This window comes from Erwinia sp. HR93 (genome assembly GCF_034555055.1).
GTDB lineage: Bacteria > Pseudomonadota > Gammaproteobacteria > Enterobacterales > Enterobacteriaceae > Apirhabdus > Apirhabdus apintestini.
In genome coordinates this window covers 3,441,870-3,458,150 of record NZ_JAXUDP010000001.1, presented here as the reverse complement: position 1 = coordinate 3,458,150, position 16,281 = coordinate 3,441,870, and the positions used below count along the sequence as shown (strand labels likewise).

The 16,281-nt window shown below is 51.5% G+C and carries 12 protein-coding genes and 3 tRNA genes; 11 read left to right on the top strand and 4 right to left on the bottom strand.

From position 1 onward, the window contains the following. Nucleotides 1-226: 226 nt before the first annotated feature. Nucleotides 227-451, bottom strand: a complete 225-nt coding sequence (locus SFA31_RS16140; protein ID WP_322838909.1) for a DUF2594 family protein — start codon at nucleotides 449-451, stop codon at nucleotides 227-229. Nucleotides 452-925: 474 nt separating this feature from the next. Between SFA31_RS16140 and uvrY the strand changes: the two genes are divergently transcribed. From uvrY to SFA31_RS16110, 6 genes are all read left to right on the top strand, one after another. After that, the gene (gene uvrY / locus SFA31_RS16135; protein WP_322838908.1) at nucleotides 926-1,582 is read left to right on the top strand and encodes a UvrY/SirA/GacA family response regulator transcription factor; all 657 of its coding nucleotides are present in this window, start codon (nucleotides 926-928) and stop codon (nucleotides 1,580-1,582) included. Then, nucleotides 1,579-3,411, top strand: a complete 1,833-nt coding sequence (gene uvrC / locus SFA31_RS16130) for an excinuclease ABC subunit UvrC (protein WP_322838907.1) — start codon at nucleotides 1,579-1,581, stop codon at nucleotides 3,409-3,411. Before uvrY ends, uvrC begins: the two co-directional genes overlap by 4 nt. Nucleotides 3,412-3,466: 55 nt before the next feature. Further along, on the top strand, nucleotides 3,467-4,015 hold the full coding sequence (gene pgsA, locus SFA31_RS16125) for a CDP-diacylglycerol--glycerol-3-phosphate 3-phosphatidyltransferase (RefSeq protein ID WP_322838906.1): 549 nt from the start codon (nucleotides 3,467-3,469) through the stop codon (nucleotides 4,013-4,015). Between the two features lie 149 nt (nucleotides 4,016-4,164). Then, nucleotides 4,165-4,240, top strand: a tRNA-Gly gene (locus tag SFA31_RS16120). A 48-nt stretch (nucleotides 4,241-4,288) separates the two neighbouring features. Further along, nucleotides 4,289-4,362, top strand: a tRNA-Cys gene (locus SFA31_RS16115). A gap of 12 nt (nucleotides 4,363-4,374) precedes the next feature. After that, nucleotides 4,375-4,461, top strand: a tRNA-Leu gene (locus SFA31_RS16110). 341 nt (nucleotides 4,462-4,802) lie between these two features. On the opposite strand, the gene tyrP is transcribed toward SFA31_RS16110, so the two are convergent. Next, nucleotides 4,803-6,017: a tyrosine transporter TyrP gene (gene tyrP / locus SFA31_RS16105; RefSeq protein WP_322838905.1), complete on the bottom strand. Its 1,215-nt coding sequence runs from the start codon at nucleotides 6,015-6,017 to the stop codon at nucleotides 4,803-4,805. 262 nt (nucleotides 6,018-6,279) lie between these two features. On the opposite strand from tyrP, the gene SFA31_RS16100 reads away from it, so the two are divergent. From SFA31_RS16100 to otsA, 3 genes are all read left to right on the top strand, one after another. Further along, nucleotides 6,280-6,540: a DUF2766 family protein gene (locus tag SFA31_RS16100; protein ID WP_322838904.1), complete on the top strand. Its 261-nt coding sequence runs from the start codon at nucleotides 6,280-6,282 to the stop codon at nucleotides 6,538-6,540. Nucleotides 6,541-6,811: 271 nt separating this feature from the next. Further along, on the top strand, nucleotides 6,812-7,594 hold the full coding sequence (otsB, locus tag SFA31_RS16095; RefSeq protein ID WP_322838903.1) for a trehalose-phosphatase: 783 nt from the start codon (nucleotides 6,812-6,814) through the stop codon (nucleotides 7,592-7,594). Next, complete coding sequence (gene otsA / locus SFA31_RS16090; RefSeq protein ID WP_322838902.1) at nucleotides 7,591-9,015, top strand: alpha,alpha-trehalose-phosphate synthase; 1,425 nt, start codon at nucleotides 7,591-7,593, stop codon at nucleotides 9,013-9,015. Before otsB ends, otsA begins: the two co-directional genes overlap by 4 nt. Nucleotides 9,016-9,090: 75 nt before the next feature. On the opposite strand, the gene norR is transcribed toward otsA, so the two are convergent. Continuing rightward, nucleotides 9,091-10,635, bottom strand: coding sequence for a nitric oxide reductase transcriptional regulator NorR (gene norR, locus SFA31_RS16085; protein WP_322838901.1), 1,545 nt, complete (start codon nucleotides 10,633-10,635; stop codon nucleotides 9,091-9,093). A gap of 190 nt (nucleotides 10,636-10,825) precedes the next feature. Between norR and norV the strand changes: the two genes are divergently transcribed. Beyond that, entirely contained in the window at nucleotides 10,826-12,277 is a 1,452-nt protein-coding gene (norV, locus tag SFA31_RS16080; protein WP_322838900.1) for an anaerobic nitric oxide reductase flavorubredoxin, read from the top strand. Then, nucleotides 12,274-13,407: an NADH:flavorubredoxin reductase NorW gene (gene norW / locus SFA31_RS16075; protein ID WP_322838899.1), complete on the top strand. Its 1,134-nt coding sequence runs from the start codon at nucleotides 12,274-12,276 to the stop codon at nucleotides 13,405-13,407. Before norV ends, norW begins: the two co-directional genes overlap by 4 nt. A 380-nt stretch (nucleotides 13,408-13,787) precedes the next feature. On the opposite strand, the gene torA is transcribed toward norW, so the two are convergent. Next, a complete protein-coding gene (torA, locus tag SFA31_RS16070) occupies nucleotides 13,788-16,280 on the bottom strand; it encodes a trimethylamine-N-oxide reductase TorA (protein WP_322838898.1) in 2,493 nt (830 codons plus the stop codon). Nucleotide 16,281: the final 1 nt, after the last annotated feature.

Below are 16,281 nucleotides of genomic sequence, written 5' to 3'. Positions count from 1 at the left end.
GGTTAATCAATGTCCCTGATGAACACATTCTTTTATCGTGTTCCAGCAAAGGCGATTAGCAATTTCAATAGTAGCGCGCAGGAGCAATGAAATGCCGGTTAAAAATATCCATCGATATTTTATATTGATGAGTTGAATGTTTCGCGGGTGGGCGTGATGTAATTGTTTAGCATTGTTCATGCTTTACCATGAATGGCGCTGAAGGCAGAGGCCTTCAGCGTAAAAATTATTGGCGGTAAGCTTGTTTAATTTGCTGGACGGTTTGCGTAAAAGCATCAGCCTGAGACTTATCCGCCATTTGCGCGATTTCCTTTTCCATTTTGACGATGACTTTGCCCGCGTCAGCCTGGCCCATAGCTTTAAGCATTTGTGTAAAAAGCGCTTTTAGACAGCTTACTTCCATAGCCAATTGCTGAGCGTTATCAGCGGTGGAAAAATCAGGCGTACTCATTAGATTCCTCTTCTTCTTTTCGGAGATACCGCGCTTTACGACGGCATATATTTCATGCGCGGCAGTATACCATAAGTACAGAAAAATCTATTATCGGCGGGCTGAGGGCACGATTTTTTAACACAAGGTGTTTTGCAATAGTGGGAGTGATAAGTTACTTTGGAGAGGTTGCATCTGTTTTTATTGTTTTAATCCGGTTTACTCTAGGTTAATTAATGGTAATACAAATAGATGCGTAAATAGGTGACGCTGTTAATATAAAATAATTCATTTGACTAATATGTGCGTTGGTATGCATAACTATTTTATCTGGTCCGTGCCGGACAAGGCTAACGACCAGTGAAAATGTCAAAATAGTTACGCATTTACACATATTGCTGTGCGTAAAATTTGCATTTTAAAAGTGACTTAAAAAAAGTTAATATATGACAAATTAACTATCAGCAGCGTTATCCCCTTTCTGGAGACATATTTTTGATCAACATCCTTCTTGTTGATGACCACGAACTGGTGCGCGCAGGGATACGACGCATCCTGGAAGATATTAAAGGTATTAAAGTGATCGGTGAGGCCAACTGTGGTGAAGACGCCGTGAAGTTCTGCCGTAATACTCCCGTGGATGTGGTTCTGATGGACATGAATATGCCGGGTATCGGCGGCCTTGAGGCGACGCGAAAAATCGCGCGTGCCTGCAGTGACACTAAAGTGATTATGCTTACTGTACACACTGAAAATCCGCTGCCGGCAAAAGTAATGCAGGCAGGTGCTGCAGGCTATTTAAGCAAAGGCGCAGCGCCACAGGAAGTGGTCAGCGCGATTCGCTCTGTGCATTCCGGGCAGCGCTATATTGCCTCTGATATCGCACAGCAAATGGCGCTGAGCCAGATTGAGCCAGCGAAAACGGCATCGCCCTTCGCCAGTTTATCTGAGCGTGAACTGCAAATTATGCTTATGATTACCCGTGGTCAAAAAGTGAATGAAATTTCTGAGCAGCTAAACCTTAGCCCTAAAACGGTCAATAGCTATCGTTATCGTATGTTCAGCAAACTCAATATCAGTGGCGATGTAGAGTTAACCCATCTTGCCATTCGTCATGGCCTGTGTAGCGCGGAGACATTATCAGATCAGTGAAAGATGCGTTTGATGCTAAAGCCTTCCTGAGAACAGTCACCAGTAAACCTGGCGTTTATCGCATGTATGATGAACGGGAGACGGTGATTTACGTCGGGAAGGCTAAAGATCTAAAAAAGCGCCTCTCAAGCTATTTTCGCAGCCATCTGGCGAGCCGTAAAACGGAAGCGCTGGTTGCGCAAATCCATCATATCGATGTAACGGTCACGCATACAGAAACAGAAGCACTATTGCTTGAGCATAACTATATCAAGCTCTATCAGCCGCGCTATAACGTGCTTCTGCGTGACGACAAATCTTATCCTTTCATCTTTTTAAGCGCTGATCCTCACCAGCGCCTGGCGATACATCGCGGCGCAAAACATGCTAAAGGTGAGTATTTTGGTCCTTTCCCTAATGGTTACGCCGTTCGGGAGACACTCATGTTATTACAAAAGATTTTTCCCATACGCCAGTGTGAGAATAGCGTTTATCGCAATCGTTCCCGGCCCTGCCTGCAGTACCAAATTGGTCGCTGTCTGGGGCCGTGCGTTGCCGGTCTGGTCAGTGAAGAAGAATACGCCCGTCAGGTTGACTATGTGCGCCTATTTTTAATGGGGAAAGACGATCAGGTTATTAATCGCCTGATATCCCGCATGGAGTCCGCCAGCGCTAGCCTGGAGTTTGAAGAAGCAGCGCGGGTGCGCGATCAGATTCAGGCGGTGCGACAAGTTACAGAAAAGCAGTTCGTTTCTAACGGTGGTGACGATTTAGACGTGATTGGCGTGGCCTATGATGCCGGAATGGCGTGCGTTCACGTGTTATTTATCCGTCAGGGGAAAGTCCTGGGGAGCCGGAGTTATTTCCCGAAAGTGCCTGCCGATACGGCGCTCGACGAAGTTGTTGAGACCTTTATCGGGCAATTTTACCTGCAAGGAAGCCAGATGCGCACGCTGCCAGGGGAAATACTGCTTGATTATGCGCTTACGGATAAAACGGTTCTGGAAGGCTCGCTGAGTGAGCAGGCGGGTCGACGAATCTATTTACAGACGCGTCCTCGCGGAGACAGAGCGCGCTATTTAAAACTTGCGCGCACCAACGCCGCCACGGCGCTGGTGACGAAACTCTCGCAGCACTCTACAATTACACAGCGCCTGCGTGCGCTGGCCCAGGTGCTCGGCAGGCATGAGATACGCAGGATGGAGTGTTTTGACATCAGCCACACAATGGGTGAACAAACTATTGCCTCCTGCGTGGTTTTCGATGCCGATGGACCGCTGCGCGCTGAATATCGCCGCTATAATATTGAAGGCATTACGCCAGGCGATGATTATGCCGCAATGAATCAGGTATTACGCCGGCGCTATGGAAAAGCGCTGGAGGACAGCAAAAAACCCGATATCATTGTGATTGATGGCGGTAAAGGGCAACTGGCGCAGGCAAAAGCGGTATTTAATGAGCTGGACGTTGAGTGGGATAAGCGGCATCCTCTTTTATTAGGCGTTGCCAAAGGAAGCGATCGTAAAGCGGGCCTGGAAAGGCTGTTTCTGGAACCTGAAGGGGAGGGTTTTGCCCTGCCGCCTGATTCGCCCGCGCTCCACGTTATTCAACATATACGCGATGAGTCTCACGATCATGCGATTGCCGGGCACCGCAAAAAGAGAGCCAAGGTGAAAAACACCAGTGCGCTGGAAACTATCGAAGGGATTGGACCTAAACGGCGGCAAATGCTTCTCAAATATATGGGAGGATTGCAGCCGTTAAAGAACGCTAGTATTGAAGAGATTGCAAAAGTGCCGGGAATATCCCAAACACTTGCAGAAAAGATCTACTACGCATTGAAACATTAAAGGCTATGTAGCAACATAGACATAATTTCACTGATGACAGACAGTTAGCGGCGCTATGCAACTCAATATTCCAACTTTACTCACGCTCTTTCGCGTAGTTCTTATTCCTTTCTTTGTGCTGGCGTTTTATCTGCCATTTCACTGGGCACCTTTTCTCTGTGCGCTCATATTTTGTCTCGCTGCTATAACCGATTGGTTTGATGGATTTTTGGCGCGCCGCTGGAATCAAAGTACGCGATTTGGCGCATTTTTAGATCCCGTAGCCGATAAAGTGATGGTGGCAATTGCGCTGGTGCTAGTGGTGCAGCACTACCATAGCTGGTGGGTCACGTTACCGGCTGCAACGATGATCGCACGTGAAATCATTATTTCTGCCCTGAGAGAATGGATGGCTGAGATTGGAAAACGCAGCAGCGTTGCCGTCTCTTGGATCGGCAAAGTGAAGACCACCGCGCAAATGCTGGCACTGATAGGAATGCTATGGCGTCCGAATCAAACGATAGAATATGCTGGCATCGCGCTGTTTTTTGTCGCAGCGCTTTTAACTTTCTGGTCTATGTTCCAGTATCTCAATGCCGCGCGCGGCGATTTGCTTGAGCCATGATCTATCCGGTGTAATTTTCAGCAAACGAGTCAACACCGAAGAAAATTTCGTTGACTCATTGCGTGAGGTAAGTAGAATGCATCGCATCGAACGGCGGCACGGTTCGCCAGAAGATAAAAAGAATCAAGTAATTATCATTGTATAATTATGCGGGAATAGCTCAGTTGGTAGAGCACAACCTTGCCAAGGTTGGGGTCGCGAGTTCGAGTCTCGTTTCCCGCTCCAGATTTATGTATGAGGCCTTGCTTTGTACAACCCGCAAGGGAAATATTTGGCGCGTTAGCAAAGCGGTTATGTAGCGGATTGCAAATCCGTCTAGTCCGGTTCGACTCCGGAACGCGCCTCCAATTTCTTCCCGAGCCCGGATGGTGGAATCGGTAGACACAAGGGATTTAAAATCCCTCGGCGGCAACGCTGTGCGGGTTCAAGTCCCGCTCCGGGTACCATGGGAATAAAGCAATAAAATCAATGATAAGCAGTGTCGTGAAACCGCCCGCAAAGGCGGTTTTTTTGTGTCCGAAAATCAACGTTCGGGCAATGTCTTTTCTCTATCGGGAATATCTGTTATTCACTGGCAGATAGTCGCAGCATGGCGTAATGTCCAGACACCAGACACCAGACACCAGACACCAGACACCAGACACCAGACTCAAACTGTTCCGATATTTCAGACTGGGATAACGTCCGGTGGCGTATCGCGAGTGCGCAATAAACAAGAAAGGATTTGCTGACAGGAAAGGGGACATGCACCGCATCCGCCGGCGTATGTCCCAATATAGACACTCTATTAACCTACCTCGGGTAGCACCCCTGCGGTAATACACATTTGAATTCCAATGACTGCCAAACCACATACGAATACCGCGCACAGCAGCGGCGTTCCTCCAGGGACTCGCCAGCCAGCCGTATTTTCAATACGACGGCGTATACGCCATGCCAACAGTGTTGGAAGTATCAGCGCCAGTACTGACAGCGCCACGCCTGCGTAGCCCAGGGCAATCACGAACCCGCGTGGATAAAATACGGCAAACGTTAGTGGGGGTAAGAATGTGATTAACCCGGTTTGCAAACGCCCGGATAAATTGCCGCGTCGGCGCAGCATATCTGCAAGATAATCAAACAGACCAAGTGCTACGCCTAAAAAAGAGGTAGCGAGCGCCAAATCAGCAAACAAATGCACCGCTAATTCTACGCCTGGGGCGGTGACAGTGTTGCGTATCGCCTGTAATAAGCCATTTAACCCACTATTAGCGGCCAGGATGCCGAGAAAAGTCTCTCCTGAAATGGCGCCCAGAGTCGCAAGTTGCCAGAGCAAATATGCAACCAGTGGAATAGCGCTACCCAAAATAAAAATCTTGCGCAGGCGGCGAGTATCGCCTCCCATGTATTTCACGATACTGGGAATGCTGCCGTGAAAACCAAATGAAGTGAAAAGTACGGGAATGGCGGATAACGCCAGGCCTTGTTCAACCGGTAGTGTTGTCAGGTTCACCCGATGGATGTGTGGCATCATCAGCGCCAGCATAACCACCAGCATAATAAGCTTTGCGCTAAACAGCCCGCGATTACAAAAGTCCACGGCGTGCGTCCCGGCGCTTACCACGCTTCCGGCAATGAACGTAAACAATAATGCGCCAGCGGTAGGAGAAAAAGCGCTATTGAACCAGTCGTTAACGCTGCCGGCAATCAGTTCGCCGGCACCGCTAATATAAGCGGCCGTTAGCGCATACATCAAGAACAGCATACTGCCACCGGCCAGCCACTGCCCTGTACGGCCCAGCTCACGCCGTGCCAGCGTGCCTAGCCCCATATCCGGAGGGGCTGACTGCCAGACTTCGACTAATAAAAGAGCGGTTAATACCATTAATGCCCATAAAAAAAACAGTAATAGCGCGGTTACGCTAAACCCCGCACCTGCGGCGGCTAACGGCATTGCCAGCATTCCTGCGCCAATTGTGGTTCCTGCGACAATAAACATGCTGCCAAAAGCGCGATTTTTCACTGTATTCCTCTGGGAAACTTCCATTTATGATGGGCGAGAGGGTACGAAAATTAGGGCAATTCGTCAAATCGACGTTACAGTTTGTGTAATTATATCTTTACGCAAGGGTGGGCTGCATTGTGGTATCGTTCGTAGGTTATCGGAAATATTACGTGGTTTAGCGACAGAATTTCTGGTTTAAGGCTCACGGAAAGGCCGAACGTACCTTTTGCTTATCGATAGAGGTAAAATGGCGAAAATGAAAATCTAATGGGAGAGTAGAATGACTCAACGTTTGAGCGCTGAAGACGAACTGGTATCCGATGTTGTCGCCTGCCAGCTTGTCATTCGCCAGATTTTAGATGTGATTGACGTCATTGCACCGGTAGAAGTGCGCGATAAAATGGCGGATCAACTGAAGAGTATCGATTTTTCTGCCTCGGAAGCGGGTATAGATCCGATTACACGGCGCGCAGTCCAAAAAGCTATAGCGCTGCTTGAATTGAAATTTGAGCGCCCGGAAAAGCGGTCAGAAACGCATTAATGCTTTCTCCGTTCGTGAGGTACCGTTCCAGCCTTTGCATATTCCCGTCTACGCTTTATCTATAATTACTCACGGCCTGTTTATGAAAACAGGCTTAACTTTGCCGACGCTTCTTAAAACCGAACGCGTCAGCAAATTTCAACCTTACAGCCCTTACCCGCAAAATGGCGATCCCCGTCACATTGTCTATACTTACTGACCGATGTCGATAAACCTGTTTAGGTTTTAATCAATTCTGGCATTTAATTAACCGGTAAGGAGGAGCGCCAAAGTGACAGTAGTAGCATCCGTTCCCCCCCTTAGCCCTGGCAGATACGCATTTTTCTTCGATCTTGACGGCACGCTGGCTGAAATTCAGCCCCATCCTGATAGCGTTTTAATACCTGATACCGTTAAGAAAACTTTAAAAAAACTGGTGGATTACTGCGATGGTGCGGTAGCGCTGGTGTCAGGGCGATCGATGACTGAACTCGACCACCTTTCTGCACCGCTGCATTTACCGCTGGCGGGGGTGCATGGCGCAGAAAGACGCGATGCCGCGGGAATATCGCACGCTACTCAATTCGATGCCGATCTTAAACGGCGGATAGCCAGCGCGCTGGCCACTGAACTCCAGCCTCTGAAAGGCGCGCATCTGGAAAAAAAGAGCGCGGCGTTCGCATTACATTATCGTCAGGCGCCTCAGTACGAGAAGGCTATCTGGCAAATTGCTGAATCACTGGCAGCAATTCATGAAGAGATTGACCTGCAACCCGGCAAATGTGTGATTGAGGTGAAGTTAAAGGGGAGTGACAAAGGTACGGCGATTGATGCCTTTATGCAGGAGGCGCCATTTATCGGGCGCATCCCGGTATTTTTAGGTGACGATCTTACGGATGAACTCGGATTTGACGCTGTAAACCGTCGGCAAGGGATTAGCATCAAAGTCGGTGACGGCGAAACCCGGGCGCAGCGGCGCCTGGAGGACGTTAGCGACGTCTGGAAATGGCTGGACAACACTGTTCGCCAGTTTAAAGAAATAGACGCAGGCAATCCTGAGGAGAACCGACAATGAGCCGTTTAATCGTGATCTCAAATAGGGTCGCTCCCCCTGATGATAAAAAAAGCGGGGCCGGCGGGCTGGCCGTGGGCATTCTCGGCGCGTTAAAAAGCGCGGGAGGCCTCTGGTTCGGCTGGAGCGGTGATACCGGTGATGAGACCGCCCCGCTAAATACAGTGACCCAGGACAATATTAGCTGGGCAACGTTTGATTTAAGTGAGCGGCATTACCAGGACTATTATTGCCAATTTTCAAATGCGGTGCTTTGGCCCGCCTTTCATTACCGATTGGATCTGGTGAATTATCAGCGCGAAGCGTGGGAAGGTTATCAGCAGGTGAATGCGCTACTGGCAGAAAAGCTCCTGCCGCTCATCGAGCCGGATGACGTACTGTGGGTGCATGATTATCATTTACTGCCGTTCGCTCATGAATTGAGGAAACGCGGCGTCAGCAACCGCATTGGCTTCTTTTTACATATCCCTTTTCCTACGCCGGAAATTTTTAGCGCACTGCCGCCGCACGCAGAACTATTGGAACAACTGTGCGACTATGATTTGCTCGGCTTTCAAACCCAAAGCGACAGCGCTGCCTTTTTGGATGGCGTAGCGATGAAAACCCGGCTTACAGGCAATGATGCCCGGGGGTATAGCGCCTGGGGTAAAAACTTCCGCACCGCGGTGTATCCGATAGGGGTTGAACCGCGTGACATTGCTGAGCAGGCCGCTGAGTCGCTTCCTCCTAAACTTGCGCAGATGAAGCAGGAGTTGATCAGCCTGAAAAATATCTTCTCCGTAGAGCGTCTTGACTACTCTAAGGGGCTGCCGGAGCGCTTCCTGGCCTTTGAATCATTACTGGAGCGTTACCCGGAGCATCACGGTAATATTCGCTATACGCAGATTGCGCCGACTTCACGCGGCGATGTACAGGCTTATCAGGATATTCGCCATCAACTGGAAACCGAAGCCGGGCGTATTAACGGTAAATACGGGCAATTGGGCTGGACGCCGCTTTACTACCTGAATCAGCATTTTGATCGACGTTTACTCATGAAAGTATACCGTCATGCGGATGTAGGGCTGGTAACGCCGCTGCGCGATGGGATGAATTTGGTCGCGAAAGAATATGTAGCGGCGCAGAATCCGGAAAACCCCGGCGTGCTGGTACTGTCGAAATTTGCCGGCGCGGCGCACGAGCTGACTTCCGCGCTTATCGTCAATCCTTACGATCGTGATGAAGTGGCCGATGCGCTGCATCGTGCGCTGACGATGCCGCTGGCAGAACGGCTGTCGCGTTACAGCGAAATGATGAAAATCATTGAACAAAACGATATTGACTGCTGGCAGCGCGCGTTTATACGCGACCTGAACGCGGTAATACCGCGCAGCCCGGAAAGCCAGTTACAGCAAAAAGTCGCGACATTTCCTCGCCTGGCATAATACTTAACCGCAACACAAGTCAGCCCGCCCTGGGCTGACTTCATGCATCCGGCGCGTTAATGAATAGCGTCTTTCCTACTTTAACCCCAGTCGCTTTGCAAGCCTGTGCAAATTGGCAACATTAACGTCTAGCTGCCGGGCCGATGCTGCCCAATTATTGTGATTTTCTGCCAGTGTATTTTGTAGCATCCTGCGCTGAAACTCATCCGTAGCGTGGCGTAGTGTGTCATTTGCCGACGTAGAGACTTCGGCTGTTTGCAGAGGACTTTCAGACCCGATGACGGTAGAGCTTTCTTCTGCCTGTAAAGCAAAGTGCGAAGGAAGTAAGCGAAGCTCGTCTCCGGCCTGCGCCGCGCGAGCGAGAACCACCGCCCGGTATAGCGTATGCGCCAGTTCGCGAACATTCCCGGGCCACGAATACCGTTTTAACAGGGTCAGCGTTTCCGCAGCCAGCGCGACGCGGGCCAATCCCAGCCGCGTGCGGCTGCGCTCACAAAAGAAGCCCGCCAGTAGCGCAATGTCTTCGCCACGCTCACGTAATGAAGGCACGCTAACCGGAAATACGCTCAAACGATGAAACAAATCGGCGCGGAAATTTCCGGCCAGGACCTCCTGCTTGAGGTCCCGATTGGTAGCGGCCAGGACGCGTACATCAACGTGCAGGCTTCTGTCATCTCCAACGCGCTGCAAATCGCCATATTGTAGTACGCGCAGCAGTTTGGCCTGAAGCGGCAGAGAAAGTTCACCGATTTCGTCGAGAAAAAGCGTGCCTTCATGTGCCATCTCAAATTTGCCACTGCGGTGGCTAATTGCGCCGGTAAAAGCCCCTTTGATATGACCAAACAGCTCACTTTCTGCGACGCTTTCCGGCAGCGCCGCGCAATTTAAATAGACCAGTGGTTTGTGCGCTCGCGTCGAGCCCAAATGGATGGCGCGCGCCACCAGCTCTTTGCCGGTACCCGTTTCCCCGCTGATTAACACATTCAAATCGGTGGGAGCGACCACATCAATCTCTTTTTTTAATTGCTGGATACCGGCCGAGAGGCCGATCATTTCATTAATTTCATTCTCCGGCCCGTCATCTCGTGCCGCGAGCGGTGCGGGCAGCCCGTTATAGTGCTCTAGTTTTTCCATTAATAGCGCATTGTGCAGCGCCCCGGCGGCCAGCACGCTAATCAAACGAAGCTCTTCATCGCTGAAGTTATCAAATTGATCGGGGCGTAATCCATCCAGCGTCAGGGCGCCAATAAGCGTGTGGCTATTAAAAAGCGGCAGCCCGACGCAGGCGTGCACTTTCAGGCTATCCTGCCCGGGAATTAGCCCGTCATAAGGATCGGGAAGAGTGCTATCGGCCGGGAAGCGCACTACGTCTCCCGCACGGGCAATGGCCTCCAGGCGAGGGTGGGCTTCCAGTCTGAAGCGACGCCCGAGTACATCGGGAGAGAGGCCGTCAATCGCGAGTGGCCGAAACTGCCGCTGCTCATAGCGAAGCAAAGCGGAAGCATCGCAATCTAATATCTCACGCAGTGTACTGATAAGACGCTGAAAACGGTCTTGATGAGAAATTCCGGTTTGTAGCTGAATGGCAATTCTTGCAAGGAGTGCGACGGAGAGACTCATAGTTTAAACTCGTAGTCATTTTGACAAAACGCAGTGTCATTAAGACTACCATAAAAATAGTCATTATGACTTAATATTTATATATGATTTTAAATAAATTCATTTTAAACAATAAGTTAATAAGTTGGCACGCATTTTGATATCTCATTAGCAACGTATTGATATTTCTACCATGCTACTGAGGTTAACGATGGCCATTCACGTAAAAAATAATATTCATTGGGTTGGGCAGCGCGATTGGGAAGTGCGTAACTTTCACGGAACAGAATATAAAACCTTAAAAGGCAGCAGTTACAACAGTTACTTGATCCGTGAAGAAAAAAATGTGCTGATTGATACGGTTGACCACAGGTTTGCGCGTGATTATGTGCAAAATCTACGGGCAGAAATCGACCTGAATGACATCGATTATATCATCATTAACCATGCAGAAGAGGATCACGCGGGCGCGCTTTCCGAACTGATGTCATACATTCCGAACACCCCGATTTACTGCACCGCTAACGGCGTAGATTCAATTAATGGGCACCACCATCACCCGGAATGGAATTTCAACATAGTGAAAACCGGCGACTCGCTGGATATTGGCAATGGAAAACAGCTCATTTTTGTTGAAACCCCAATGCTGCACTGGCCCGATAGCATGATGACCTATCTGACCGGTGATGCGGTATTGTTCAGTAATGACGCCTTCGGCCAGCACTACTGCGATGAACGCCTGTTCAACGATGAAGTCGATCAAAATGAATTATTTGAGCAGTGTCAGCGCTATTACGCGAATATCCTCACGCCATTTAGCCGCCTGGTCACGCCGAAGATTCAGGAAATTCTTGGGTTTAACCTACCGGTCGATATGATTGCGACGTCTCACGGCGTAATTTGGCGCGATAATCCCACGCAAATCGTTGAACTGTATCTGAAATGGGCGGCGGATTATCAGGAAGATCGTATCACCATTTTCTACGATACCATGTCAAATAATACCCGCATGATGGCCGATGCCATTGCCCAGGGGATCAACGAGGTTGATTCCCGAGTAGCGGTGAAGATCTTTAATATTTCACACAGCGATAAAAACGAAATCCTGACCAATGTATTCCGCTCTAAAGGCGTACTCGCGGGAACGTCAACCATGAATAACGTCATGATGCCGAAAGTCGCCGGGCTGCTGGAAGAGCTAACCGGGCTGCGCTTTCGTAATAAACGCGCCAGTGCGTTCGGCTCCCACGGCTGGAGCGGCGGGGCGGTTGATCGTTTGTCGACGCGCTTGCAGGACGCCGGATTTGAAATGTCCCTGAGCCTGAAGGCAAAATGGCGCCCGGATTTTGATGCGCTGGAAGTTTGCCGCCAGCACGGGCGCGATATTGCTCGCCAGTGGGCGCTGGCGCCGTTGCCCGATACTGCCCCCAGCGCCCAGCCCTCATCGCCCGCAGCTGCTGCAGATAAGGCTCCGCAAACGCGCGATTTAGGACCCTGCATGCAGTGTAGCGTATGCCAGTGGATTTATGACCCGCTAAAAGGGGAGCCGATGCAGGGCGTTGAGCCGAATACGCCGTGGACAGAAGTACCTGAAGGATTCCTGTGTCCGGAGTGCTCTCTCGGTAAAGAGGTCTTCGATGAACTGGCGCGGGAGGCGAAATGAATCACGGAATTGTGATTATTGGTTCGGGCTTCGCCGCCCGCCAATTGGTGAAAAATATCCGCAAACGCGACGGGGAAACGCCGATCGCGCTTATCGCTTCGGACAGCGCGGATGACTATAACAAGCCAGAGCTCAGCCACGCTATCAGCCAGGCGCAAACCGCTGCAGCGATGACGCGACAGCGCGCCGCAGAGTTTGCAAAGCAGTGTAATGTGCAACTATTCCCCCATACGGCGGTGACGAAGATAGACGCACAGGCTAAGCGAATCTTCAGTGAAGATAATCACTGGCAGTATGACAGCCTGGTGCTGGCTACCGGAGCCTGCGCTATTCGCCCGCCAATTCCGGGCGCGGATCGCCTGCTGACATTAAATAGCCTGTGCGAATACCAGGCGTGTGAACCGCGTCTTAGAAATTCCCGGCGCATTGTTATCATCGGCGGCGGCCTTATTGGCTGTGAATTGGCCATGGATTTTCGCCGGGCGGGAAAACAGGTAACGCTGATAGACCGCACTTCTTCTCTATTGGCTTCACTATTACCGGTTGAGATTAGCGCTCGTCTGATGCGGCGCTTGACGGAAACCGGAGTTGAGGTTCTGCTTAATCAAAGCGTGACTGAACTCACGCGGGATAGCGCGGCACTGCGCCTTTCTCTCGCTAGCGGGCGCGTTATCGAGGCGGATGAGGCGGTTGCCGCAGTGGGGCTGCGCCCGTGCGTAACGCTGGCGCAAAATGCGGGCCTGACCGTGAAGCGCGGTATTGTTGTAGATGAATCACTGTGCACCAGCCATGCAGGCATTTATGCGCTAGGCGACTGCGCGGAGATTAACGGCGCGGTGCGGCCTTTTTTACAACCGGCGCAGTTTGCGGCGATGGCGCTGGCAAAAACCCTGACCGGCGAGCCAACCCCACTGCGGCTGCCGGCGATGCTCGTCAAAGTGAAAACGCCTGAGCTACCGCTGCAGCTTGCGGGGGAAACGCAGCGCGAAGATTTGCACTGGCAGATAGCCACCGATGCCCATGGGCTGATAGCCAAAGGTTTCGATGCGATGAAAAGCCTGCGCGCATTTGTCGTCAGCGAAGATAATATGCCGGCGGCCTTTACGCTGCTGCGGGAGCTATCCGTTTAATCAAAAAGCTAACTGCAGACGCAGCGACGCAGGAGGCTTGGGTTAGGCGTCCTGCGCCTTGCTGCATTTAAGCGTGAATTTATCCGCTCCGAAAGAAGTATGGTGAAAATAAAAGCGCGTATTGCCAGACACAAAGCCGAGTTACGGCAAGATAAGGTTAAATTCCATTGATGCGGCGCGGAATGGCTGCATCGGGCATCCCACATTGCGACAGCATTAATGTGCAGAACGTAGGGGTGATTAATTTTGTTCTACGCGCGGGCTTGCAGCGCCTGTGAATCAAAGCCGCGCCTCGGCCCGCTTGAGGGGGGAAAGATATCAGGGGGAGCCGATTGGCTCCCCCTATGTCGATAGTTTCACGCCAGAAGCGCAGCGTGCGGTCAGGCGCCGGCAGGCACTGCGTGAGCGGTATTTTTCGGCGCGCTGGCCTGATATTTTTCAATCTCTAGCTGCGCCATATGGCCGCAGTTGCCCTGCGCCAGGCTTGAAGAGCCAATGTCAAATGTCAGACAGTTGACGTTGCCGTTTTTACACAGAGAGCCGGGCGTTGCCGGATTGATAGGATCGTACCACGCGCCTTCGCTAATACGCACCACGCCCTCGCGTACATCTTCGGTCACTACGGCACCGACCAGGATTTGCCCTCGTCCATTAAAGGCGCGAATAAGATCGCCGCTGGCGATACCGCGACGCTTCGCATCCTGCGGGTTGATCCAGATTGCTTCACGGTCTGCCACGGCGTATTTTTTGCGCAGCGGCGTATTATCTAACTGCGAATGCAGGCGGTTAACCGGATGTGCGGTATTAAGCGATAGTGGGTAAGACTGCGCTTCCGGCCCTTTGTACCATTCGTGCGGCGGCATCCAGGTGGGAATGCCTGGACAATCGGCGTAGCCCATTTTTGCCACCGCGTCGGAGTAGATCTCGATTTTGCCGGACGGCGTTCCCAGCGGATTAAGCAGCGGATTTTCACGGAAATCAGCGAAGCGTACCCACTGTTTATTCGCATCAGGAACCGGGAAACGGATGTAATTATTCGACGCCCAGAACATATCAAACGGCGGGAGCGCTACGTGCGCGTTTCTCGCCTGCGCTTTCATATCGTCATACATTCCCTTCAGCCACATCATCTCATCTTTGCCTTCGGTAAAGGCATCGCGAACGCCGAGTTTTTCCGCCAGGCCGATGAAGATATCAAGGTCATTACGAGATTCATGCTGCGGCGGAACGCACTGATGCATCGGGAATACATAAAGTTGGGAATAATCACCGCCCATTTCCAGATCGTTACGCTCATAGCTGGTGGTCGCTGGTAGTACGATATCCGCGAATTTGGCGGTTGCGGTCCAGTAAGGTTCGTTGACGACGATCGTTTCAGGATGCTGCCAGGCTTTCACCAGGTTATTGGTATCCTGATGCTGGTGGAAGGTATTTCCTCCCGCCACGTACACCATTTTTACATCCGGGTAAGTTACCTTCGCACCGTTAAAGTCGATAGTTTTGCCCGGATTTGCCAGGCAATCGGCAATGCGAGCGACGGGGATTGGCGACGGGCCATTTGCCGGCGCGTTGCCTGCGGAAATGCCGGCCAGGATACCGCCTCGCGCGGTTGGACTGCCGCCGGAAGAGTAATGGTAGCTAAAGCCGAATCCGCCGCCGGGCAGGCCAATCTGGCCAAGCATGGAGGCAACGGTCACCAGCAGCCAGTGGGGCTGTTCGCCGTGATGCTGACGCTGAATCCCCCAGCCGGCCATAATCATGGTGCGGCGTTTTGCCATATCTCTTGCGAGCCTGCGAATAGTTTCAGCGTCTACGCCGCAGATATCGGCGGCCCACTGTGCGTCTTTCACGACACCGTCGTCTTCGCCGTTTATATAGGCGGCAAATTTGTCAAACCCAACGGTCCAGTTTTGCAGAAAGTCGGCATTATGTAATTTTTCGGCCATCAGCGTATGCGCGATACCGATGAGCATTGCGCTATCGGTATAAGGGCGCGGTGCAATCCATTCGGCGTTCATGTATTTAGCGCTGTCTGAATGCACCGGGTCGATGCAGATAGCGCGAATACCTTTTTCTTTCAGCGCCTGGAAGCCGGATGGTCCGACATGGTCGGGAATATTCCAGCTATTTTTCAGCGTGACCATTGGATTGCAGCCCCAGAGAATGATTTGTTCGCTGTGTTCAATGACATTTGGCCAGGCGGTTTGCTGTTCATAAACCTCCATTGAGCCTACCACGTGCGACATGATCACCTGCGCCGCGCCGGTTGAGTAGTCGCCCGAATAATCTAAACACCCGCCGCACAGGTTCATCAGCCGCTGCAGCAGAGTGCGGCTATTGTGCAGCATGCCAACGCTTTTCCAGCCGTAAGAGCCGGCGTAGATAGACTGCGGGCCGTGCTCTTTTTGCAGCCGACCGATTTGTTGACTTACCAGGGTCAGCGCCTTATCCCAGCTCACGCGTACCCATTCATCTCTGCCGCGCAGTTCCGGGCGGCAATTCAGCGGGCCGCCTTCCAGCCAGCTTTTACGCACCATAGGATATTTCACGCGGTTCGGCGCATGCACCTGATGGGGCGCCATGGTTATCAAATCATTAGGGAAAGGGTCATCCTGAATAGGCTTAGTGTCGATCATTCGTCCGTTCTGGACGATGGCTTCAAACGCGCCCCAGTGGGCGCCGGTCAGGATACCGCGCTGGGCCTGCCGCAGCGCGGTGAATTGCGGCAATGCTTCCCCAATCGCCTGCGCCAGTACTGATTTTGGCCACAGACCGGACATTAGTGACATGCCCGCCAATGCGGCGGTTCCGGTCAGGAAGCGGCGGCGGCTCATCGATATAGCGCTCTGCGTCAGTTTTTTATTATTGTTCATT